General features: G+C 40.8%; 22 protein-coding genes. 7 read left to right on the top strand and 15 right to left on the bottom strand.

Annotated elements, in window-relative coordinates; translation table 11 throughout:
- Positions 1 to 155 precede the first annotated feature (155 nt).
- Both L6773_RS11805 and L6773_RS11800 read right to left on the bottom strand, forming a co-directional pair.
- Positions 156 to 1208 carry a methyltransferase domain-containing protein gene (locus L6773_RS11805; RefSeq protein ID WP_237854626.1) on the bottom strand — a complete coding sequence of 351 codons (1053 nt, stop codon included), beginning with the start codon at positions 1206 to 1208 and terminating at the stop codon, positions 156 to 158.
- 41 nt (positions 1209 to 1249) lie between these two features.
- Positions 1250 to 2047: a DUF547 domain-containing protein gene (locus L6773_RS11800; protein ID WP_237854625.1), complete on the bottom strand. Its 798-nt coding sequence runs from the start codon at positions 2045 to 2047 to the stop codon at positions 1250 to 1252.
- Between the two features lie 137 nt (positions 2048 to 2184).
- Between L6773_RS11800 and L6773_RS11795 the strand changes: the two genes are divergently transcribed.
- On the top strand, positions 2185 to 2958 hold the full coding sequence (locus L6773_RS11795) for a DUF3047 domain-containing protein (protein WP_237854624.1): 774 nt from the start codon (positions 2185 to 2187) through the stop codon (positions 2956 to 2958).
- 15 nt (positions 2959 to 2973) lie between these two features.
- Positions 2974 to 3672, top strand: coding sequence for a TIGR04283 family arsenosugar biosynthesis glycosyltransferase (locus L6773_RS11790; protein WP_237854623.1), 699 nt, complete (start codon positions 2974 to 2976; stop codon positions 3670 to 3672).
- Between the two features lie 38 nt (positions 3673 to 3710).
- On the opposite strand, the gene L6773_RS11785 is transcribed toward L6773_RS11790, so the two are convergent.
- From L6773_RS11785 to L6773_RS11750, 8 genes are all read right to left on the bottom strand, one after another.
- Entirely contained in the window at positions 3711 to 4349 is a 639-nt protein-coding gene (locus L6773_RS11785; RefSeq protein WP_237854622.1) for a hypothetical protein, read from the bottom strand.
- A gap of 29 nt (positions 4350 to 4378) precedes the next feature.
- Positions 4379 to 5860 (bottom strand): dihydrolipoyl dehydrogenase family protein, encoded by a 1482-nt coding sequence (locus L6773_RS11780; protein WP_237854621.1) that lies wholly within the window; start codon positions 5858 to 5860, stop codon positions 4379 to 4381.
- Positions 5857 to 6189: a hypothetical protein gene (locus tag L6773_RS11775; RefSeq protein ID WP_237854620.1), complete on the bottom strand. Its 333-nt coding sequence runs from the start codon at positions 6187 to 6189 to the stop codon at positions 5857 to 5859. Before L6773_RS11775 ends, L6773_RS11780 begins: the two co-directional genes overlap by 4 nt.
- 262 nt (positions 6190 to 6451) lie before the next feature.
- Positions 6452 to 6859 (bottom strand): bacillithiol system redox-active protein YtxJ, encoded by a 408-nt coding sequence (gene ytxJ, locus L6773_RS11770; protein ID WP_237854619.1) that lies wholly within the window; start codon positions 6857 to 6859, stop codon positions 6452 to 6454.
- A gap of 11 nt (positions 6860 to 6870) precedes the next feature.
- The gene (locus L6773_RS11765) at positions 6871 to 7539 is read right to left on the bottom strand and encodes a cytochrome c biogenesis CcdA family protein (RefSeq protein ID WP_237854618.1); all 669 of its coding nucleotides are present in this window, start codon (positions 7537 to 7539) and stop codon (positions 6871 to 6873) included.
- The gene (locus tag L6773_RS11760) at positions 7540 to 8064 is read right to left on the bottom strand and encodes a TlpA family protein disulfide reductase (protein ID WP_237854617.1); all 525 of its coding nucleotides are present in this window, start codon (positions 8062 to 8064) and stop codon (positions 7540 to 7542) included.
- A 382-nt stretch (positions 8065 to 8446) separates the two neighbouring features.
- Positions 8447 to 8956: a thioredoxin family protein gene (locus tag L6773_RS11755; protein WP_237854616.1), complete on the bottom strand. Its 510-nt coding sequence runs from the start codon at positions 8954 to 8956 to the stop codon at positions 8447 to 8449.
- Positions 8957 to 8982: 26 nt separating this feature from the next.
- Complete coding sequence (locus L6773_RS11750; protein WP_237854615.1) at positions 8983 to 9990, bottom strand: hypothetical protein; 1008 nt, start codon at positions 9988 to 9990, stop codon at positions 8983 to 8985.
- A 217-nt stretch (positions 9991 to 10207) separates the two neighbouring features.
- Here L6773_RS11750 and L6773_RS11745 point away from each other — a divergent pair, with 217 nt between their 5' ends.
- On the top strand, positions 10208 to 11323 hold the full coding sequence (locus L6773_RS11745) for a DUF3179 domain-containing protein (protein WP_237854614.1): 1116 nt from the start codon (positions 10208 to 10210) through the stop codon (positions 11321 to 11323).
- A gap of 277 nt (positions 11324 to 11600) precedes the next feature.
- On the opposite strand, the gene L6773_RS11740 is transcribed toward L6773_RS11745, so the two are convergent.
- The 3 genes from L6773_RS11740 to L6773_RS11730 are packed head-to-tail and all read right to left on the bottom strand — an operon-like array spanning position 11601 to position 14115.
- Entirely contained in the window at positions 11601 to 12959 is a 1359-nt protein-coding gene (locus L6773_RS11740) for an MGH1-like glycoside hydrolase domain-containing protein (RefSeq protein ID WP_237854613.1), read from the bottom strand.
- Between the two features lie 27 nt (positions 12960 to 12986).
- A complete protein-coding gene (locus L6773_RS11735) occupies positions 12987 to 13712 on the bottom strand; it encodes a flavodoxin family protein (protein WP_237854612.1) in 726 nt (241 codons plus the stop codon).
- A 46-nt stretch (positions 13713 to 13758) separates the two neighbouring features.
- Positions 13759 to 14115 (bottom strand): hypothetical protein, encoded by a 357-nt coding sequence (locus tag L6773_RS11730; protein WP_237854611.1) that lies wholly within the window; start codon positions 14113 to 14115, stop codon positions 13759 to 13761.
- 146 nt (positions 14116 to 14261) lie between these two features.
- On the opposite strand from L6773_RS11730, the gene L6773_RS11725 reads away from it, so the two are divergent.
- On the top strand, positions 14262 to 14525 hold the full coding sequence (locus L6773_RS11725) for a hypothetical protein (RefSeq protein ID WP_237854610.1): 264 nt from the start codon (positions 14262 to 14264) through the stop codon (positions 14523 to 14525).
- Positions 14526 to 14744: 219 nt separating this feature from the next.
- Here the strand turns inward: L6773_RS11725 and egtD are convergent, their stop codons facing one another.
- Together egtD and egtB are read right to left on the bottom strand one after the other, a co-directional pair.
- The gene (egtD, locus tag L6773_RS11720; RefSeq protein WP_237854609.1) at positions 14745 to 15689 is read right to left on the bottom strand and encodes an L-histidine N(alpha)-methyltransferase; all 945 of its coding nucleotides are present in this window, start codon (positions 15687 to 15689) and stop codon (positions 14745 to 14747) included.
- 24 nt (positions 15690 to 15713) lie between these two features.
- Entirely contained in the window at positions 15714 to 17021 is a 1308-nt protein-coding gene (gene egtB, locus L6773_RS11715) for an ergothioneine biosynthesis protein EgtB (protein ID WP_237854608.1), read from the bottom strand.
- A 178-nt stretch (positions 17022 to 17199) separates the two neighbouring features.
- Here egtB and L6773_RS11710 point away from each other — a divergent pair, with 178 nt between their 5' ends.
- The 3 genes from L6773_RS11710 to L6773_RS11700 all read left to right on the top strand — a co-directional run bounded on the left by L6773_RS11710 (position 17200) and on the right by L6773_RS11700 (position 19836).
- Positions 17200 to 18879: a histidine kinase dimerization/phosphoacceptor domain -containing protein gene (locus tag L6773_RS11710; protein ID WP_237854607.1), complete on the top strand. Its 1680-nt coding sequence runs from the start codon at positions 17200 to 17202 to the stop codon at positions 18877 to 18879.
- Between the two features lie 15 nt (positions 18880 to 18894).
- Complete coding sequence (locus L6773_RS11705) at positions 18895 to 19356, top strand: hypothetical protein (protein ID WP_237854606.1); 462 nt, start codon at positions 18895 to 18897, stop codon at positions 19354 to 19356.
- 69 nt (positions 19357 to 19425) lie between these two features.
- The gene (locus L6773_RS11700) at positions 19426 to 19836 is read left to right on the top strand and encodes a DoxX family protein (protein WP_237854605.1); all 411 of its coding nucleotides are present in this window, start codon (positions 19426 to 19428) and stop codon (positions 19834 to 19836) included.
- Positions 19837 to 20380: the final 544 nt, after the last annotated feature.

Below are 20380 nucleotides of genomic sequence, written 5' to 3'. Positions count from 1 at the left end.
ACAAACTCACCCCGGGACGGAATGACCGCCCAATTACAAAATGCAGGGATAGACACTTTCTTTGAAAAAAATTGAGCCAGGAAAAAGCAACCACGCCTGCTTAAAACTTTTCTATACTGATCGCCTGGAGGATTTTTAAATTTCTTCTTAAAAAATCAACAGCAACCACCGGATGTAGTTTTCTCTTCTGAAAGGCCAACAGAATCTCCACAATCAAAAGCTCCGTAGTGTACTGAACGATCTCCGGCAACTGTAAAATGATTCTTGAACCGTGTTTCTTCGAGCATCGCAGCTGTATTTCCGCAGACAAGCATCGGTTTTCCTGTTTCAAAAATATGATGGTCATCTAACTCAAAGCGGTGAGGAGCATGTGGGATAGATCCCTTATAGACAGCCACTTGTCCATAATCCTCGCAAATGTCTTCCAGGCTGTTTAGTTTAAATGCGCGGATGGTCATGGAATAAAAATTGATCATCCCTACTTTTTTTTCAATTTCAGGATTATCGAGCGAGATTGGAGATTCAGAAAGTACTCTGTAATCTAAGCAGCCAGTTTCCCTGAGTAAGCGCCTGAAATCTTCCATATACATCGCTCCCGAAAGACATTCTCCGTACAAAACAGGATCTTCCTGAAGCTCTCTGGGAACTCTTCGGTCTGTAAATACATCTGAAAAATATAGCTCGCCACCCGGTTTAAGGACTCTGAAGATTTCCGAAAACACGCGCTTTTTATCCGGAGAGAGATTGATGACACAATTTGAAATCACTACATCCACTGAATTATCTTCGAGGCCAACTGAATCCAAATCTTCGATATATCCATTCAAAAAAGACACATTGGGTTTTTCAAAGCCAAATCTCTTCGTTTGTTTATCTGTGAGTCGGCGCCCGACTTCCAGCTGTTCTTCCGTCATATCAATACCGATCACATGGCCGTTTTCTCCCACTAATTTTGAAACCATAAATAGATCTCTACCTGTTCCACAACCAAGATCGAGCACCGTTATACCTTCCAAATCTAACGGGATGGGTGAGCCGCATCCGTAAAAACGGGTAACCACTTCATCCTCAATATCCTTTAAGATCTCTTTTTGCCAGTCCGGCAACGACTCCGTTGTGCAACATGCACTGCTTTTCAAATCTTTACTTTTCTTAAGCACTTTACCATAATACTCTTTTACTTCATTGAACTTGGTAATTGTTTGCATATCGCTAATCAGGTTTTATATGTTGGTTTAAATATTTGTATTCAGATATCCTGGTAATTTCCGAGTTCCAGTGTCCAGTCGTATTCTTTATAAGAAATGGATGGATCTGCATTTTCAGGAATCACCTCATACTCCTTTAGCATTTGAATAGCCCCGGAAGGACCCCCAAAATCAGCACGGAACCAGCTCATAAGCTTGTTAACTTCCACTTTATTTTCATTGGGATAATAATCTGTGGTCTGTTCGAGGTAATTTTCAGTAGTGATATCAAGCTGTTCCTCGACCCGATCGGGATCATATACGGCGATGTACGGACAGCTGGCGGCTCCGCAATTAAGGGCAAAGTGAATGCGGGGGTCAACTTCATCCCACCAAAACCTTTCAACAAAATCATCTACAAACCATTGATCTAAATAACCCATGGACAGTTTAATCTTTGAGCGTCGCATAATTCCATGCTCGATATCATCAAAGCTCAATTCTTTGCCTGCAATCACAACTTGAGGGGAGGAGAAGAAATTGTATCCAAACCAACTGTTGCGGTCTTCAAAAAGACCGGGATCTTCGAGCAGCAGAATTTGTATGTAAGCGTTATAAATATTCAGCCAAAAAGCTTTTTTCTGAGCCTCGGTTTCCAGGTCATTATACAGCTCATCTTCCGAAACATTTGCTAATCTTTGAGTGATCGGCTCAGTTTTATCTCCATCACGCACCTCTTTGACCAATTCCATTGAAAGTTCCGTGTAACTTAATTTATCAAGAGAATACTGTTTCATCTCTATATCAGGACTTGAAATTCCTGAAATCATGGCCAAGCCAACTAAAATTATTAAAATCATGCTCGTTTTGGTTTTGTCTTTTAGATTGGACGGACTAACACCAAGATATCTTACATCCGGAACCGTAAGTTTTTTCCGTTACATACCATCCAATCAGCAGTTACTTACGTATTGAACATTAAACCGGATGTATTTTTATGAAATTTTCAAACTCGCAATTATTAGTAATTCCTCTGCTCCTGCTTATCTTTCAACTTATTCCTATTACATCGTTTTCGCAGGAACCGATTCGTCTAAATGCAGACAGTATCGACCGGTTTGTGCTGAACCCCGCCGATTTTGACCCAGAGGATGACAATGCCCAAATTCTTCGACATGAACCTTTTGGAAATAAGAAAGAGGCCGTTTACGAACGGGATCAAAAGGAAGACGGAACGCCGATTATCAAAGCAAGCAGTGAGCAAGCTATTTCGAGTGTAACCACTTCTCTTAGGGCTGATCCTTATAAATTCAGCTACCTGGAATGGGAATGGAAGATTGATGAGGTTATTCAGTCGGGAGAACTTGGAGAAAAAGACGGGGATGATTTCGTAGTTCGAATTTATGTTACGTTCGATTATCCGGTTGGTGAATTGCCTCTAGGCCAGCGAATTAAATATCGTTTTTTTAAAACTTTTACCTCTTTTGATATTCCTTTGCGTTCACTGAATTATGTATGGGCAAATGAAGCAGCAGTGGGTACCATCGAAGAGAACCCCTACACAAGCTGGGTAAAATATATTGTTGTTAACTCCGGCAATGAGAAGGCCGGAGAATGGGTCTCCTTAAAAAGGAATATTCTTGAAGACTACCAAGAAGCATTTGGAGAAGAGCCAAGAGAAATTACCGGCATAACCATTATGACCGACTCAGATAATACTGAAGAGTCAACGTTGGCATGGTTCGGCCCAATCACACTTTTAAAAGAATAAAAGATGGTTCAGTACATGAAAATCAGCATTATAATTCCTGCTTACAACGAAGCAGATAGCATTTTAAATTTGTTGCGGTATCTCAAAAAATATGCAGATGATTCTGTTGCAGATATTTTAGTAGTAGATGGACAAAGTTCTGATGATACGCTCCAAAAGGTAAAAGAGGCAGGATTTGAGTGTTTGCTTTCTCCACAAAAGGGACGGGCTGCTCAAATGAATCTTGGCGCCCGGAATTCTACCGGGGATATCCTGTACTTTGTACATGCAGACTCAGTACCTCCTGAAACATATGCAGATGATATTATTAAAGCCGTGCGAGATGGGGCAGAATCTGGTTGTTATCGTTTTCGGTTTGATTCTGAGGCCTGGCCATTAAAAGTGAATTCATGGTTTACCCGATTCGATTTCTTGTTTTGCAGGGGTGGCGACCAAACATTATTTATAAAAAAAGATGTTTTTGAATCATTAAATGGATTTAAAAATTATCAAATCATGGAAGATTTTGAGCTGATTAGCCGCTTAAGAAAACGAAATACTTTTCGAATCTTTCCTGGTGAGGTCACTGTTTCACATCGAAAATATATTCACAATGGTTATTTAAAAGTTAATTTTATCAACCTTGTAACATTTTTGATGTTCTTTTTCGGGGCTTCGCAAAAAACAATGATTCATGCCTACAAAAACCTTATAGCAGAAACCAGGTTTGGTTGACAGCATTGTTTTCTTGATGCTGGAGTTCGAATGTTGCATTACGTCAAGATTGAAAGAGCAAGAATTGTGGATATTAATCCTGATACTGCCCCCAAAACGATTTCAAACCCATTGTGTACCTCCGGGTGAAGCCGGGACCAGGCCAGGAATGGGATCAAGCTAGTGAGTAAAGTTGCAGCTACTGCAGGCCAAAATGTTTGTGTGCCTGTACTTGCTAACCAGCTTAGCATTACCGCAGCAGTAACAGCAGATCCCACATGTACGCTTGCTTTCCATAGAAAATTCACCAGGAAAGCCACTGATAAGTTCAGTAAATAGGTAATGAGAAGAATGCTATACGTACTGGTAAATATCTCATCAAAAAAAATCAGCCCGCCTACACCAACGCTTAGAAGGGATACCAGATATAAATTTGTTCTTAACGCTCGTTCGTGAAAGTCGAGCGTCCGGCCATTCTTCAATTCCTTTATAAAGATTGCCGACAGAAGCGGAATAAACAAAAACAAAAAGGCGGTACTTCCCATCACTTCTATAACCCGCCGGTTTGAAGCATTCATCACCAAACTCGCCATACCAAAAACCAGCAGAGGTAAGGTCAACGGGTTAAGAAAATCGGAAATAATCCGGGCAAAGAGATCTCTGGTTGATTTTTCAACAAAAGTTTTTGATTGAATCACAGTTACTTCCAATATCCTATAAAACCGTATTAAACAATTCGGTTTTTATCCGACAAATCCGGAATTTCACCTTGATACCGGAATACCTTCTTTACCAATTTACTCATCCATTCCGACTGGTTCTTCACATACCATTGATCGGCCGCCCGGCGAACTCCAAGTCCATAGGTTGGATAGGGATGAATGGTATCAGCTATATTACGGAGAGTAACTCCGTTTTTCATAGCCAGGGCATATTCACCAATTAAGTCACCGCCTTGTTTGCCATAAATAGTGGCCCCGAGAATTTTACCGTTCCACTTTTTTGCAAATATCTTAATCAACCCGTCTGTATCTCCATCCGTAATGGCGCGGTCTACTTTGCTGTACGGAAAACGATAGGTTTCAAATGAAGTGCTGTTTTCAACAAGCTGTCTCTGGGTTGCTCCCACACTTGCCAATTCAGGATCGGTATACGTACTCCAGGGTACATGTTCGGTATCTATCTTCATGGGCACTTTAAGTATGGCATTGCTTGCCGCCACTTTGGCCATATGCTCACTCATGTGTGTAAATTGATACCTTCCGGTAACATCGCCTGCTGCATATATGTGAGAAATGTTGGTTTTGCAACGATCACTCACGGTTATTCCCCGCTTGGAATAATGAACTCCTGCTTCATCCAAATTTAGGCTTTTATAATTTGCTGCCCGGCCTACTGCTACCAACAAGGCATCACCATCCTGAGTGATTTCCTCCCCATCGATTTCTACATGTACCAGAACCGAACCATCTTCATTTTGTGAAATCTCATTCACCCCGGCCGAAAGCTGAAATTCAACACCTTCGCTTTTCAGCCTCTTCAAAAGCATTCCTGCCAGTTCTTCATCGTCATTCGACAAAATCCGGTCTTGCATATCAAAAACAGTTACCTGCGTACCCAGCCGCTGGAAAGCCTGGGCCATTTCAATGCCAATAGGGCCCCCACCGATGATGGTTAATCGATCGGGTTGTTCTTCCAACTCAAAAATGGATTCGTTGGTTAAATAGGATACCTCATCTAATCCTTTGATAGGAGGGACCATCGCTTTACTTCCGGTTGCAATCAGAATATATCTGCCCTTTACTTCTTTAATCGTTGTTTTCTCTTCATTATAGATAGCAAGGGTATGATCATCTACAAAACGGGCTGTACCAAATTCAATTTCAACCCCCATATCACGGTAAATATCCGGGTCATCTGCCTCTTCATATACTTCTTCTCTCACTTTTCGAACATGTTTAAGAATGGCAGAAAAATTCAACGGCTTTGCAGACTGGTGTCCAAATGCTTCTGCTTCTTTAATTCCGGCTGCAAGTTTGGAAGCATGTAAAAGTGTTTTGCTGGGCACGCAACCGGTCCAGGTGCAATCGCCGCCGAGTTTGTCGGCTTCAATCATGAGTGTTTTAGCTCCAAAATTAGCTCCCATTCCGGCGGCAGTCAGCCCTGCCGCTCCACCACCGATAACTATAAAATCATATTGATAACTCATGCAGTTGCCTTCTCTTTTTTTGTGTTCTTAATTTTATTAAACGTTGTATAAATGCCGTATCCCAATAAACCGATAATTAGCAGATACACCCAGGTTGGTACGTTTTCACCCGCAATCATCAAATAAATATATGCTGAGGATAGAAAGAAACCCGTTGATAGTACCGGCAGGGTAATTTGTTTATTTTTTCTTTTGTTGCGTACAATCCAGGCAACTGATAGTGTGAAAAATGGTATTGCACCAACATAAATACCCGCAAAGATGTAGGGATTCACATTATAATTTTCAGAAAGACTCATGAGCCAATCGTGTATTAATTCGAGTTCCATATTCTTCAATAATTTTTATTATTCTAGAAATTAATAGACGAAGTGAGACCTGTTTTTCTTACCGATATGTAATGCCTGATTACCGGGAGTAAGGCAAGTTGCACTTTTTTTGTTGGGAGATGGCGGCGTATTCAAGCACTGAACAATTTCTTGTACACTTATTAAATGAAGGTAACTACAAAAGAAAGAACTTGCAGTGTATTATTTACATCAATCCTGAAGTGTTTATGGCAAGCTTTTGTGGCAGGTGACAGTAAATTGGTTATGTTTGTTCAATAGTAACCGACTTAAGTCTGTTTAGAATTTCTTCTGCATTAACATCCCAGTGAGACCCTTTCCATATGACCTCTCCATCTTTTAGAAGGATGGCTTGTGGAGATTCGTGACGGATTTTAAACTCAGTTGCAATAGCATTGGATATATTCCTCTGCTGAATAACATAAACGATATTTAAATCGGCTTTTTGAGAAATCTGTTCAGCATATTTTTCCAAATCATCTTTTAAAACAAAACTTACACTGCACCGGGTACTGTGTTTATAGATCAATTGAGGGCGTTCATTTGATTTATCAAGTATCGCTTGAACATCTTTAAACTCGGATAAGGTGTTCCAGGTTGAAGACTCCATTTTACCTGTTCTTTTCTTCTTGAATAGATTAAATAATTTCATTGAATAGTAGTTTAAAAAAGGACCATTTGATAATAAATCACATAAATTCCTGCCAAAATGAGCAGAATTCCGGTTATTCGCTCCATGTGGGGTAGAATCTTTCGGAGATATTTCATAAGCATATCTTTAGCAAATGTTGATAGAAGAATCGCCCCAATCATCATACTGTTGATACCGGCAAAATAGGCTCCGATATAAGAGGCTCCTTCCAGAGCTGTTTCGGCAGACATCGCCTGTGTGGCAACGACCAGGAAAAGAGGGAATAAGCACCCCAGTGCACCGATGGCATATGCAAGGCCAAATACAACGGCTTCAACAGCTTCGGATCTGTCGGTTGGGTTTCTAAGATTCACCGACAAGGAGATGTTCTTACCCATAATCATCAAAATTCCCAGTATAGTCAGAAGCCCTCCCATACCCACGGTAATCCACTTCATGTACTCTTTGAGAACCTGGGCAGCCACAATAATAAAAACACCGGCAATGGTGTAGATAATCAAGATACCTAGAATGCTGAGCATGGCCAGTTTTAAACCGCGGCCAAGACGTTTCCCTAACGACGGATTCCCCACAGAATTCCGGGAGACGAAAGCTACGATATAGCCAGGCAATAAAGCAACCGCACAAGGGGCCAGGAAAGCCAGAACCCCCTGTACGAAAGAAAATGAGACAAACTCCATTTACGAGGCGCTTACTAACTGATCAAACAAAGCCTGGTATTCTTCTTTGCTGAGAGCGGTATTACTTTTTACAAATTCAATATATCCGTCGCGGTTAATACCCACCGTAGTAGCCTGTGCTTGTACACCAAAATCAACCATAATATTGGGATGGCCCCAGGTAGATGGATAGGTAATATCTTCCTCTTCAACCAGGTTCGATATTACTTCTTTCGTATCCGTTGGGTCGATGCTGATGGATATAAAGTTCAGATCATCTCTGTACTCAGGATAGAGCTCTGAAAATACCGGCCAGTTCTTTGCACAAGTAGGGCACCATGAGGCTGTAAAATAGACCACCATGGGTTTATTTTCTTCTACCGACTTTTCGAGGCTCACAGAATTTCCTTCCAGGGTTGTAACCTCAAAATCGGGAGCTTTTTCTAAGTCTTCGTTTGAAGAGCTTTGTGCCAGGCTAAGAGAATAAAGGCCTGCAGAAAGAGTAATAAAGAGTAGAATGGATACAAGGTATTTTGCTTTCAGCATAAGTTTTAAAAGTTACTATGTTCACATTTACAATCCGTTGAAATACAATGGATCTGTTTCATTGATAATTAGAGTGCATCAGGCAGATGGTTCTTACGCTGGGTTAATCATTTTTTACAATATTTTTTGAGAAAGCTTTGAACTACTATCCCGTCAGACCGCTGATTTTGCGGTCAGACGGGTGGACGGTGTTAACACGTTAGTTAATAAGGCATCCATCTAACGGCAAATACAGCCGTCTGATGGGGTTCGAAAGCCTTCTTTGAATAAGATTTACAGGGGTCTTTTAATATGGTTCGCCTTCACTGAGATTGGTTTAAGGCCTGTTGTACCCGTCTGACCGATAAAGCAGCGGTCGGATGCGATTTGTACAGCAAAGTTATCATTGAGTGTTTTGCATATACTCTTCAAAATTAGTTTCATTGTACTGCTCATCGGTTATAAAATTCAGAAGGGCAGTAAGCTCTTCCCGGTCTGAAAAACCTACTTTATTCCCGATCACCGAAAAATCATGATCCAGGAAGATAATCGTGGGAGTTCCCTGAATCCCAAATTGCTTACTCAGTTCCTCTTTTGTGACTCGTTCATCAATAAACTGAATCTCTTCTTTGGATTCGATATCAATTCGAACCGGGTAGAATTTATTGTTTAGAATACTTTCAATCGTTGTATCCGGAAATACTTCCCGCTTCATGCGCTTGCAAATACCGCACCAATCCGCTTCCATGAAAAGCATAATTTTTTTGGGTTGATTCTGATTCGATTCAACCATCTCTTCAAACGAAATCCAGGGAGATGAATCACCGGTTTCCTGACCATAAACATTCATTGAATAGATCAATAAAAATACGGATGTGATTATTATGAAAATGCTTGGTTTGATCTGTTTCATGACGAAGTAATTTTAGTTAAAACTGTTCACCTGCCGGGCAGGCCGAGATTAAAGCCACCTTCATTTTTGTTTAAGCTGAAAAACAGTGACGCTGATAAAATATAGGTTGTAGAAGGCTGTGTACCATTAACGTTCCGATAAATGGGGATCTCACCCGATACCTGCATTGACAATCGGTCTGTAAGTTGAGTTCCTATACCGGGTTCAAAATTTAGCCACTCACCACCGGTACTGGGTAAATTTACTCCATTTCGCAAGTCGGAGCCGGCCGTCCTGTATTTCAATCTCAGGTTAAAAGAGAATCTGTTAAAGAGTGGGCCAGTAGCTCCCAGGAGAGAGTTAAGTTCGTTGCCAAATTCAAAATTATCGTTTTTGTTAAAACGTTGGGCTGAAGTGGTTTTACTGAAAGCGTTAACGGTGAAAAGAGTAATGTTTTGAGCTCTGAACGTATATGATAAAAAGGTCCAGCCTGTATAATCCCATGAACCCGTGCCCGGTTGCATATCTGCGTTTAACTGAATACCGTTTAATGTTTCTGAAAAGGATCCAATGGGAATCTTAGATCCTGCTCCAACAATGAATTGATAGGGTTTCCAGAGAGTTTGTTTGATGAGATTGTATTTAAGCATAACCAGGGCGTCACCAACTCCCGCTGTTTGCAGTGTTTGCGAAGTTGTGGAGTTTTGTAATCCAGTCACTCTCTCCTTCGTTACATAAGAAAATGTGCCGGTGAACGAGAGCCTGTTTGTAATTCCGTAGTTTGCTTCCAATAAATTGGTAAAGGTACTCCGGTCCGCAGATCGGTTCTTCAACTCATCTGAGCCTGCATATAATTTATCGATATTGTTGAAATGCGTCGTGAACCCAAGTACTAGATTTCCCTGCTCAATTGAGCCAAGAGATTGAGCACCTACCAAAGGGGCACCCGCACAACTGCATGTTTGAGCAGATAAGGTTCTCATCAAAATCCCATCACCGACCCATAAAAAAATAGCAATTATGGCTGTTAGTAAAATCTTAGTTGTGTCACTCATTATTCAACTCGATACAGTTATAAATGAAACGTGGTATAAAACCATCCTACTAAAAAAAAACCGTTAAATGAATACTCGGTTCCTTTAGTTAACTGATGTCTTACTCATATTAAATCTTACCTTTTTGAAAACTCCCGGAGAAAAAGTAAGACATTTGTGGAGTGAATCGTCTAGTTGGCAACTACCACTTAATAATTTTTAGATAATGGTGTGAGATATGTTGACTGAAAAAACTCCTAAAACTATTCCTTTTATTGTACTTGTAACCAGTATGCTTCTATGGATGTCGTGCAATACTACGTCAAATGATAATGTGGGTACTTCGTCAGGAGGAGATTGGCTAATACCGGTTCAGGAGGTTGTTGACGGCGGGCCAGGTAAAGATGGAATTCCATCCATTGAGAATCCATCATTTCAATCAGTAAATGAGGCCAACTTTGTGCAAGATGAGCGACTTGTAATCGGTGTTAAGATTGACGAAGAAGTGCGTTTGTATCCACACCAGGTAATGGACTGGCATGAAATTGTAAATGATGAGATTAACGGTCAGCATTTTTCACTAACCTATTGCCCTCTAACCGGAACCGGCATTGCCTACAACAGAGAAATAAATTCAGAGGTCAATGAATTTGGTGTTTCCGGATTGCTTTTTAGAAATAACTTAATCATGTACGATCGGAATACCGACAGTAATTGGTCCCAAATGCAATTGCGGTCGGTAAGTGGCAACCTGTCTGGAGAAGAGGGTGAAATTATCCAGGTAGTAGAAAGTACTTGGAAAACTTGGAAAGAGCTCTATCCTGAAGCAAAAGTACTTACAACCGACACAGGATTTTCACGCAATTATTCGGGCTATGCATACGGCAGGGGATATTTAGAAAATGACGATCAATTTGTTTTTCAACCCAGAAGAGATGATGATCGGCTGGACAATAAAACGATTGTCCATGCAGTGATGGAAAATCAATTCAGGGGAGAAGAGACAGTTATGAGAATCTATCCGATCAAAGATTTGGCAGATGAAGTTCAGGTGATCCAGGAGTCGTTCAGAGGCAAGAACATCGTGTTTGCCGGTAACTCTTCGGATCAAATTGCCGTTTCATTTGTCAATTTAACAGATGATGGAAATGTACTTGATTTCGAACCTGTTCAGGACGAATTGCCCATCATCATGGAGGATAGTGAAAGCAACCGCTGGAACATTTTTGGTGAGGCTGTGAGCGGTCCAAGAACGGGAGAGAGATTAACGTCAACACGATCTTATAATGGCTATTGGTTTGCTTTTGCGGACTTTTACCCGAATTCATGCATCTATCCGAATACAGTTTGTTGAAAAGTTCTTGTGAAAATAAAAATGAATTCGAGAGATAAAGATGGGCCTAATGATGAAATACGTCATATTAATCGTGCCGTAGGGATCCATCCGGAGTCAAATTCCGATTATGACTTTCAATCGGAATGAATTAGTTATGTGTTTCACTTTGAGGAGAATAGATCAGCGACATTGCTCAGGCCAAAAACGGTCGAACCGAGCTCTGATTATCTACAAGGAAATATATATGGAACTGATGTTAAATAGGTCGCTAAGATTGATAGATCCGCACTGCCATCTAAATTGCAGAGGCATTTTCACGATAAAGAGTATCCAATAATAGTGCGGCTGTCCAAGAGAAGTTTTCAATACCGTAACCCTCCCCGGTATCTGTATCATAATATTCCCTGAACCCACTTTTAAACGGGAGTTGAATAATTGAATTTTTTACCTGTTTCACATAATCATCAAATCCATACTGGTCAAGCCCTTCACTTAAAAGCCAGTTCATATTTATCCAAACGGGACCGCGCCAGTATGTCCTTGCAGAGTAATCATCACCGCTTTTATCATAACTGGGAGCCGGGAAACAGGTGTCTGTCAACTGACAGAAGCAGTGTGTATTCAAATAATCGAACATTTTTTGCTTTTGAGATTCGTCAGGAATTTTGGCATACAACGGCATGAATCCGGCAAGTACTCTTGCCTGAATTTTTTTGGATGTCTGTAAATCAAAATCGTTATACATCTGTTCTTTCTCGTTCCAAAGCTTCTGGTTCATAGCCTCTGCTGTGCGTTCTGCTGATTCTTTGAAAGGCTTAGGGTTTTTTCCAATAAGTGAAGCTATTTCAGCAAGATCTCTGTTTGCTTTGCAAAGGAGCGTGTTGAAGAGTACATCTTGAACTAAGAACGGGCAATTGTCATCTAGTATCTGTTTTTCATGGTAATTTCGATGTCGGAAAAAATCAACGAGATAGACATATTTGTCATACTCCTCACTTGATGGTCGTTCATCGGCATTCACATGAATATCATCTTTCCGTTCATATTCAGGGAGCTCTTCCTTGTTAATTTCAAACTCATCCAGTATGCTGTCCCAAATTGGAGAATTATCCTGACCGGACTCCCACGGATGCCTGATATAGGCCAATCCTTCATTATTTGGGTCGCGTTCACTGTATAAATAGTTATGCCATGAAACCAGTTTTGGAAATAGATCAGATGCAAATTTGAGAGCCCGTTCCCGGTTGGGTGCATATTTGATAAGATGAAGAACACCGGTAGAGTGGATCGGTGGCTGGCAGATCCCGGATGTTTTTACAGTGTCGGGAGCATTATCAGACTTGTTGATTTCCCAAAATTCATAACCGGGAAAATAGTCGCCATTTAATTCGGTTGAGTTGAAGACAATTTGAGGTACCATTCCATTTTTCCATTGCCCATTAAATAGGTGCCGAAGTTCAGATTCGGCCCGGTCCTGGTTGTAATGGGCATAACCCATCGCAATAAAAACAGAATCCCAAGACCATTGATGAGGATACTGGCTTGAGGATGGGACGGTAAATGAGTCTTTCCAGTTGTTGTTTAAGATTTTTTTTGCAGTATCGGCAAGATGTTTACAATCGCTCTCTGAGATATCGGGGGACGGGTTACTCATGATTAAATCAAACCTTTATCTGCAATCTTATCGGTATTCCGGATTCTCAAAGTTCCAGCGGGTACCGTCGTCCCAGTCTTGTCGGGAATTTCCATATTTAGGATATCCACCGTTATCTTTCAACATTTTAGCAAGGTGCAACAAGTTGTAGGTCATAAATGTAGTATTACGCTGGGTAAATTCATTATCGAATCCAACAGGCCCATCATCGCCTTCATCACCGTAACTGAGTCCGGGACCGGCTTCTCCAATCCAGCCGGCATCAGCTTGTGGAGGAATGCTGTACCCTACATGCTGCAATGCGTAAAGAATTCCCATCGCGCAATGTTTAATACCATCTTCATTACCGGTTACCAAACACCCACCGGCTTTTCCGTAATACTTATACTGTCCTTTACCGTTTTGAAGTCCACTCATGGAGTAGAGTCTTTCAATTAATTTTGTGGCTACCGATGATTTTTCACCCAGCCAAATTGGGGTGCCAATAATTAAAATGTCAGCTGCATCCACATCATTCCAAATCTCCGGCCAATCGTCCTTTTCTGCACCATGCTCAGTCATATCCGGGTAGACTCCGTATGCAACATCGTGATCGGTTAATCGAATACATTTGGCATCAACTCCCTCTTTACCCATGATGTTCATAGATACATCAATCAACGTGCGGGTATGGCTTTTACGGGGGGATTTTTTTAGTGTACAGTTTACAAAAAGTGCTTTGAGGTCAGAGAAATTGGGTTTTGAGTCAGACATAGGTTAGTTAGTTGAATAGGTTAATTACAATTATAAAATGAGTTTTTTAAAAGGTTACTACTTTGTAGTCTTCAATAATGAAGGAGCGCATGCTTGGGTGGTCGTCATAATCATCAAGAAGGTCGATGTCTGTATTTCGAACCTCATTGATCACTCCAAACGCTTTTGAGCAAAATTTGCACGTTCCGTGAATACTCTCTTTTACAGCCGCGTATAACGGATGAGCATCATGACCTTCGTCTTCCAATTTTGGAATCCATGTCGTGCCTGCACCATCAAAAACAATTTTAACGTCATCATTATGATCTTGAAGCTCTTTCGCAAACTCTAACGCATTCACTACTCGGCCGAGAGCTTCGTGACTTCCTGCTTCGCTTAATACGACGATTGCTACTTTATTCATTGAACTGCTGAAATTTAATTCGTGATTAATGTTTGGTAGATGGTATAAGCTGGTTTAATCTTACTTCTTGGATTGAAATATTTCCATTTTTTCTAAATTGAATGGTTGTTGATCAAAACTGTCCTAAGCGATTTTGAGGTTAAAATATGGCGTCTATTGCAGGCTTTCAGCCTGCCCAAAGGGATTCACGTACATACTTGGGGCGATGCCCCAAGCTTCGATCTGACAGGCTTTCAGCCTGTGATTTATGGCAAATACAACAGGCTGCACCAAAGGTATCCCTTGGGGAAAAGCCTAAGTTATATCAGCCCGGGGCATCGATCTGGGTTGAAGCCTACAGCCCTTCTATTGGCAGGCTGAAGGCCTGCAATAGTCCCGGTTCGTTCAAGCATGGGTTTGAATTTGGATGAACCCTCAAAAGGTCAAGTGCTCTGGATCTTGTTACCTATGCTCAGATCTGTATAAAATGTGGGAATACCTTCGGAGTTCTTCTCCGTGTTATTTCCAAAGTCTCCGACTTGTGAGTCGGGGCTACTCATGCTGATTTACTTTTGTAGATTTAGTTACCAGCATCGTGAAAACTGTAATTTTTTGCTTATTTGATTCGCTGAAAATGGTGCATTTGAATCTCAATTATGCAAATACTGTATAGCAAAATATTCATTTGAATCCGTCCAGGTGATCACTTCTTTAAAATGTGGGTTGGTCATCTCTCTGAATGAGGAGAGAGTATATTTATGAGAATTTTCAGTGTGGATTGTTTCTCCTTTTTCAAAAGTGATATTTTCTCCTCCAATATTCACGACCTGTTTAGAACGGCTGACCAGGTGCATCTCAATACGGCTTTTTTCTTCATTGAATATAGCTTTATGCTCAAATCCGCTTAGATCAAAATCAGCACCTAATTCATTATTGATCCTTTGTAAAATATTCTTGTTGAATTCAGCGGTAACTCCCAAAGAATCGTTGTAGGCTGCAAGCAATGTTTCCCTGTCTTTGACTAAATCAAAACCAATCAACAATCCATCATTTTGATGCAAGGAATTTGCGATTAGCCCAATAAACTCTTCAGCATTTTCTTTTGTAAAATTTCCGATGGTAGATCCTGGGAAATAGATGATACGTTTGACTGCATCGGGGATTTCGGGGAGATGAAGAGATTTTGTATAATCCGTCGCTATAGCTTGAATCTTTAATTCGGGATATTCTTCTTGTAGATTTTGAGCTACATCATCAAGGAAAGATCTTGAAATATCTACCGGTATGTAGGAGTGAATATTCTGCAGGTGGTCGAGCAATAACCGGGTTTTAAAACTACTGCCACTACCCAGTTCCACAAGTTGAATTTTCTCACCTAATCTGTTGGCAATTTGCTGAATCTTTTCCTGCATAATTTGCAGTTCAGTTCTGGTCAAATAGTATTCATCCAGCTCCGTGATCTCCTCAAACAGTTCTGACCCTTTTTGATCATAAAAATATTTGCTGGGCAGGGTTTTTTGAGGTTTTTGTAATCCTTCCAAAACGTCGGGTAACATCTCAGTTGAGACGTTCTTCTTTTCTAATGTTGCTTCCATAAATTTAAACTGTAGATGATTGAATTAGCGTGCGAGTCGTATCCCGGTAAATTGCCAGCGTTCGTCGGCATGAAAAAAGTTTCGGTACGATCTGCGAAAATGGGATTTAGATGTGGCACAAGAACCGCCGCGCAAGACATACTGATTACACATAAATTTCCCATTATATTCACCTAATGCACCGGGTAATGGCTTGTAGCCGGGGTAGGGGGAGTACGAACTTTGGGTCCACTGCCAAACATCACCAAACATCTGTTGCAGACCTCCTTTTTCCGATCTAAGTGCAATTGGTTGGAGATAACCGGCATCAGCAAAGTGTCCCTCAACAGGAACTGTTTCCGATGCTACTTCCCATTCCTGTTCTGTTGGGAGCCGGTATCCTTTCCACCGGGCATATGCATCTGCCTCAAAATAACTTACATGAGTGACCGGGTCATTGGGGTCAATTTTCTCAAGTCCCGATAGAGTAAACTGATGCCATTTTCCATCCACTTTTATCCAGTGCAACGGTGAATTCCAACCCTCATCCCGAATGGTAGAGAAGCCCTCATCCAGCCACCATTCGGGTTCTTCGTATGCCCCGGAATTCATGAATTCCATATACTCACTATTTGTAGCCAGTCTGTTTGCTAACTCAAAATCGTGAATGTAGGTTTTGTGACGTGGAAACTCATTGTCATACCCAAAACCTTCTCCCTTGTGCCCAATTTTGTACACTCCTTCATCAAATTTAATCCAGGAGTTCTCGGGAATAGATTTTGCCTTCGGTCGTTCAATCTCTTTATAAACAGGATTCAACGGATTTTGTGAGAACATATATTTCAGATCCGTCATCAGGAGTTCCTGGTGTTGCTGTTCGTGATGAATACCGATTTCGATAATGGGTGCCCATTCTTCGTACTGCTTGTCAGTTGCATCTTTGATCAAATTGAGAACATGTTCATCAATGCTTTCCCGGTATTCATAAACCTGTTTTACGGTTGGCCGCGAAATATTCCCCCGGCGTGCTCTGCAGTGTGGAACTCCGGTTTGAAGATAATAGGAATTAAATAGGTAGCTGTACTGTGGATGAATAGGGTCGTAATCTTCCAGTTCCTTTTCCAGTAAAAAAGTTTCAAAAAACCAGGTTGTATGTGCTAAGTGCCATTTCGCCGGACTTGCATGCTCGGCTACCTGAACTACATAATCTTCGATCTCAAGTGGATCTGTGATCTGTTCAGTAAAAGCGCGAACCTCTTCAAATTTTTTGATGAGTTCCGTACGGGTAAATGGAAATGATGATGTCTTTAGATGATGGTCTTCCGTTCTGCTTTTTTCGAGTGTTTTTTCCATAGCCATTATAATTTACTGTTAAACACCTGTTTGATGCTGCTGTTCAGTTATATCTTACTAAAATAAACTCAAGATACCTGCTTGCCATTCAGTAAAATTTAAAAAGTAAGATTGAGACCTCAATAATCGTCTGTTTTGTGTTATATGCCTGCAAAATCTTTTGATCAAATGAAGTGTAATGAATAAAGTAGGTGAAGGCGGTCAGTCTGTAAAAAAATACGTTGCAGTTGTTTCAGTGTTTATTATTTCGGCAAGCTTGTTGGTTGTGCTTACAACATTTGCCATCAATATGTTAACTGCCACCGGTGATCTGAATCGATTGATAGTCCGATGGTCGCAGCAAAACAGTGCCCAAGATTCACTCATTGTAACCTACCTGGAGTCGGGGCAAGAATCTTTTCTCATATCCTACAACAATTCAATATCATCACAAAATCATCCGGAAAAGGTCATTGATGAATTAATGAAAGATCAGCCAAGGGCAAATATAGTGTTTCCGGCATTTGACCCAGATGAGATTCATCCAAATGAAATAAACGGGTTGATACGAATCTTTACCCTTTTTTCGGAGACAGATCAGATCAAACATATCAAACAAACCTGGAGTGATGTCAAGAATTTGCAACAGCAAAAGCAGGAGGTTCTCGATTCTCTTCTGAAAGAAAGGGAGAATACAGAATCTGCACAGAAGGGACTATACAGGTATCAAAGCACCAATCAGAAGATCCATACACAAACAAGAGAGATGATTTTGGGAAATGCGCAAATACTTTTGATGCTAAAACGCTACTCCCTTTGGTTTACGGTTCTGCTGGGTATTCTAATCGTGTTAATTGGGGTGATCTACACAGTGCGCGGGAGTAAGCAGATCACTCAAACAGAGAGCCTGCTGCATGAGCGAGACTATCTTGCCCTGTTTCCGGAGTTAAATCAATATCCCGTTATCAATGTATCTGGAGATGGTAAGCTTGGATTCATTAATCAATCAGCCAGAAAACTGTTCCCCTCATTAAAAGCGGAGGGCCTGGGCCATCCGTTTCTTGAGGAACTGAAGGTGGAGTTCAGAGACCTCTCTAAAAAATGGGATTCAACAACCATCAAAGAGATAAAAACGGATGGTAAATATTATCAGCAGGTGATCAATTTTATTTCGAAAGAGAAGGGAATTCACGTTCACTCCATAGATATCACTCCACTGAAGAAAGAGCAAAATAAGCTTTCAGAATCGCTGGACGAAAAGAATGTTCTGTTGGCCGAAATCCATCACAGGGTTAAAAATAATATGGCAGTGATATCGGGCTTATTGGAGTTGCAAGAGATGTTGGGTGAAAATACGGAGGATGCCCTTGCCGAAAGCCGTTCCAGAATTCAGTCGATGGCCATTGTGCATGAGTTATTGTATCAATCAGATACATTTTCAGAAATTGATGCTTCCCAGTATATCGACAAACTGGCTACTCATCTTCAGGTCAATTTTCAGAATATTCGAGAGGTCTACAGAGAAACTCTCATGGACGATGATGCCACCATTAACATCAACTTGGCTGTTCCGCTCGGTTTGCTAAGCAACGAGTTGGCATACTATATGATAAATATGTTGTCTGAAACTGAGAACCATATTGATATTGGTTTGGCAATGAAAACGGTGGAAGATCAATATTGTTTACAGATTCGTGCCGTGAGTAAAGGTGCTGATGATCACTTAAAGGAGAATACCTCAAATTTGAGATTCAACCTGATTCAAAAACTGCTGAAGCAAATTGACGGTCATCTAAAGTATCCCGAATCAGACCAATTTATGATTCAAATTGTTTTTGACAGCACAATAAAAAAAGGATCGAATAGTGCACTCCTGTAAATTATTCCCAACGCTATGAAATGGATTAAGGTGATTTTAATTGGAATGGCGGCAACGTTCTCGATGGATGTTGTGATGAAAACCGCAATGTATTTGCTGAGTATAGCGCCGACGAATATTCATCCAGCAGCTGCTTTTTTGTATAACCTGGGCATTGAACAATCGCTATTTTCTTCACTGGTACATTACAGTTATGGAACTCTTTGGGCTTTCGTCTTTCTCTATGCATTTGAATACGAAGTATCCGTAAAACGAGGGCTTCAATTAGCGGTCGCTTTATGGTTTTTTATGATGTTGGTTTACAGTCCCATTATCGGTTGGGGATTCTTTGGAATTGGGAATGCAGAACTGCTTTCTCCGGGTCATCCACTGTACCTGAGCTCCACAATCGAGTACCTGTTCATTACGCTTTTGGTTCACCTGGCATACGGAACTGTTTTAGGGATGCTCAGCCGTAAATTAATCGTGCGCAATTAATAAGGTAAGATGTTATTGGCTTGTCGCATCATATAAGTGAAATCGGAATTAGAAAAAGATGGAGTTTATATGGAACGATTAAACAAACTTTCTGGAATTGCGCATTGGCTGCCGAGATTTGCACTGGCAGCAATATTTATATATCACGGATTTCCAAAAGTTGCGATGGCTGGTGAAGTGGCTTCAATGATGGGTATGCCAACAGCAATGGTATTTATTCTTGGAGTTGTAGAAATTGGAGGATCATTATTAATGCTCTGGGGTGGAATTGGGCCTGAATGGGCCACAAGACTTGCCGGAATCCTGTTTACAATTGTCATGATTGGTGCTATTGCCATGGTTCATGCCCAGTATGGTTGGAACTCAATCAATATGGGCAATAACGGTGGCCGTGGAATGGAGTTTCAAGTGCTGATTATTGCAACGTCACTTTTATATGTCTTTAAAGGCAATTCACTCAAAGAAGCTGTAAGTGCCTAATCTTAATTAGGCTTACATAACTCCCATAAAGAGATAGTACAGGAGAGGGGATGTGAAAATCTCCTCTCTTTTTATTTCAAGGAAATCCTGTATAGTTACTGAATAGACGAAATTAGGTGTAAAATTATTCCATTTTACACCCTCTATGCAATATTCTCTACTACCCGGGAACTTAATTTTAACAGATTAAACGGGATGGATTAAGGAGTTCAATTAAATCAGGTATCACACCATTCAGATGTGATACCCTGACTATTCATCAAGTGAGACGCTATTAAAGCGTCACTTCACTATAATTACAACAATCGGTGCCTTAACCACTAATGATATTTTCAATAAAGTGTAACTTTCCAGGCATCTGTATAAGTTCGTCCACATTGTAGGCAATACTATTGTATGTAAAAAAGTACCGTGGGCCGGGCTTCCCGATTCGCTTCGCTCATTCCCCATCGGCGGGATAGACTTCTCGCCCGGCTGGTTGCTATCAAATAAAAAAACCCTTACGAGTATGGAAGCTCATAAGGGTTTTGGAAAAGTACCGTGG

The organism is Rhodohalobacter sulfatireducens (assembly GCF_022012475.1).
GTDB lineage: Bacteria > Bacteroidota > Rhodothermia > Balneolales > Balneolaceae > Rhodohalobacter > Rhodohalobacter sulfatireducens.
This window is presented reverse-complemented; position numbering and strand designations above follow the sequence as displayed.

Coding starts and splice junctions, on each gene's coding strand:
- L6773_RS11780 (WP_237854621.1), bottom strand. CDS start 5,860: ATGAGTTATCAATATGATTTTATAGTTATCGGTGGTGGAGCGGCAGGG.
- L6773_RS11705 (WP_237854606.1), top strand. CDS start 18,895: ATGAAATGGATTAAGGTGATTTTAATTGGAATGGCGGCAACGTTCTCG.
- L6773_RS11710 (WP_237854607.1), top strand. CDS start 17,200: ATGAATAAAGTAGGTGAAGGCGGTCAGTCTGTAAAAAAATACGTTGCA.
- L6773_RS11750 (WP_237854615.1), bottom strand. CDS start 9,990: ATGAGTGACACAACTAAGATTTTACTAACAGCCATAATTGCTATTTTT.
- L6773_RS11745 (WP_237854614.1), top strand. CDS start 10,208: ATGTTGACTGAAAAAACTCCTAAAACTATTCCTTTTATTGTACTTGTA.
- egtD (WP_237854609.1), bottom strand. CDS start 15,689: ATGGAAGCAACATTAGAAAAGAAGAACGTCTCAACTGAGATGTTACCC.
- L6773_RS11730 (WP_237854611.1), bottom strand. CDS start 14,115: ATGAATAAAGTAGCAATCGTCGTATTAAGCGAAGCAGGAAGTCACGAA.
- L6773_RS11700 (WP_237854605.1), top strand. CDS start 19,426: ATGGAACGATTAAACAAACTTTCTGGAATTGCGCATTGGCTGCCGAGA.
- L6773_RS11740 (WP_237854613.1), bottom strand. CDS start 12,959: ATGAGTAACCCGTCCCCCGATATCTCAGAGAGCGATTGTAAACATCTT.
- L6773_RS11775 (WP_237854620.1), bottom strand. CDS start 6,189: ATGGAACTCGAATTAATACACGATTGGCTCATGAGTCTTTCTGAAAAT.
- ytxJ (WP_237854619.1), bottom strand. CDS start 6,859: ATGAAATTATTTAATCTATTCAAGAAGAAAAGAACAGGTAAAATGGAG.
- egtB (WP_237854608.1), bottom strand. CDS start 17,021: ATGGAAAAAACACTCGAAAAAAGCAGAACGGAAGACCATCATCTAAAG.
- L6773_RS11760 (WP_237854617.1), bottom strand. CDS start 8,064: ATGCTGAAAGCAAAATACCTTGTATCCATTCTACTCTTTATTACTCTT.
- L6773_RS11725 (WP_237854610.1), top strand. CDS start 14,262: ATGGCGTCTATTGCAGGCTTTCAGCCTGCCCAAAGGGATTCACGTACA.
- L6773_RS11795 (WP_237854624.1), top strand. CDS start 2,185: ATGAAATTTTCAAACTCGCAATTATTAGTAATTCCTCTGCTCCTGCTT.
- L6773_RS11790 (WP_237854623.1), top strand. CDS start 2,974: ATGAAAATCAGCATTATAATTCCTGCTTACAACGAAGCAGATAGCATT.
- L6773_RS11800 (WP_237854625.1), bottom strand. CDS start 2,047: ATGATTTTAATAATTTTAGTTGGCTTGGCCATGATTTCAGGAATTTCA.
- L6773_RS11755 (WP_237854616.1), bottom strand. CDS start 8,956: ATGAAACAGATCAAACCAAGCATTTTCATAATAATCACATCCGTATTT.
- L6773_RS11805 (WP_237854626.1), bottom strand. CDS start 1,208: ATGCAAACAATTACCAAGTTCAATGAAGTAAAAGAGTATTATGGTAAA.
- L6773_RS11765 (WP_237854618.1), bottom strand. CDS start 7,539: ATGGAGTTTGTCTCATTTTCTTTCGTACAGGGGGTTCTGGCTTTCCTG.
- L6773_RS11735 (WP_237854612.1), bottom strand. CDS start 13,712: ATGTCTGACTCAAAACCCAATTTCTCTGACCTCAAAGCACTTTTTGTA.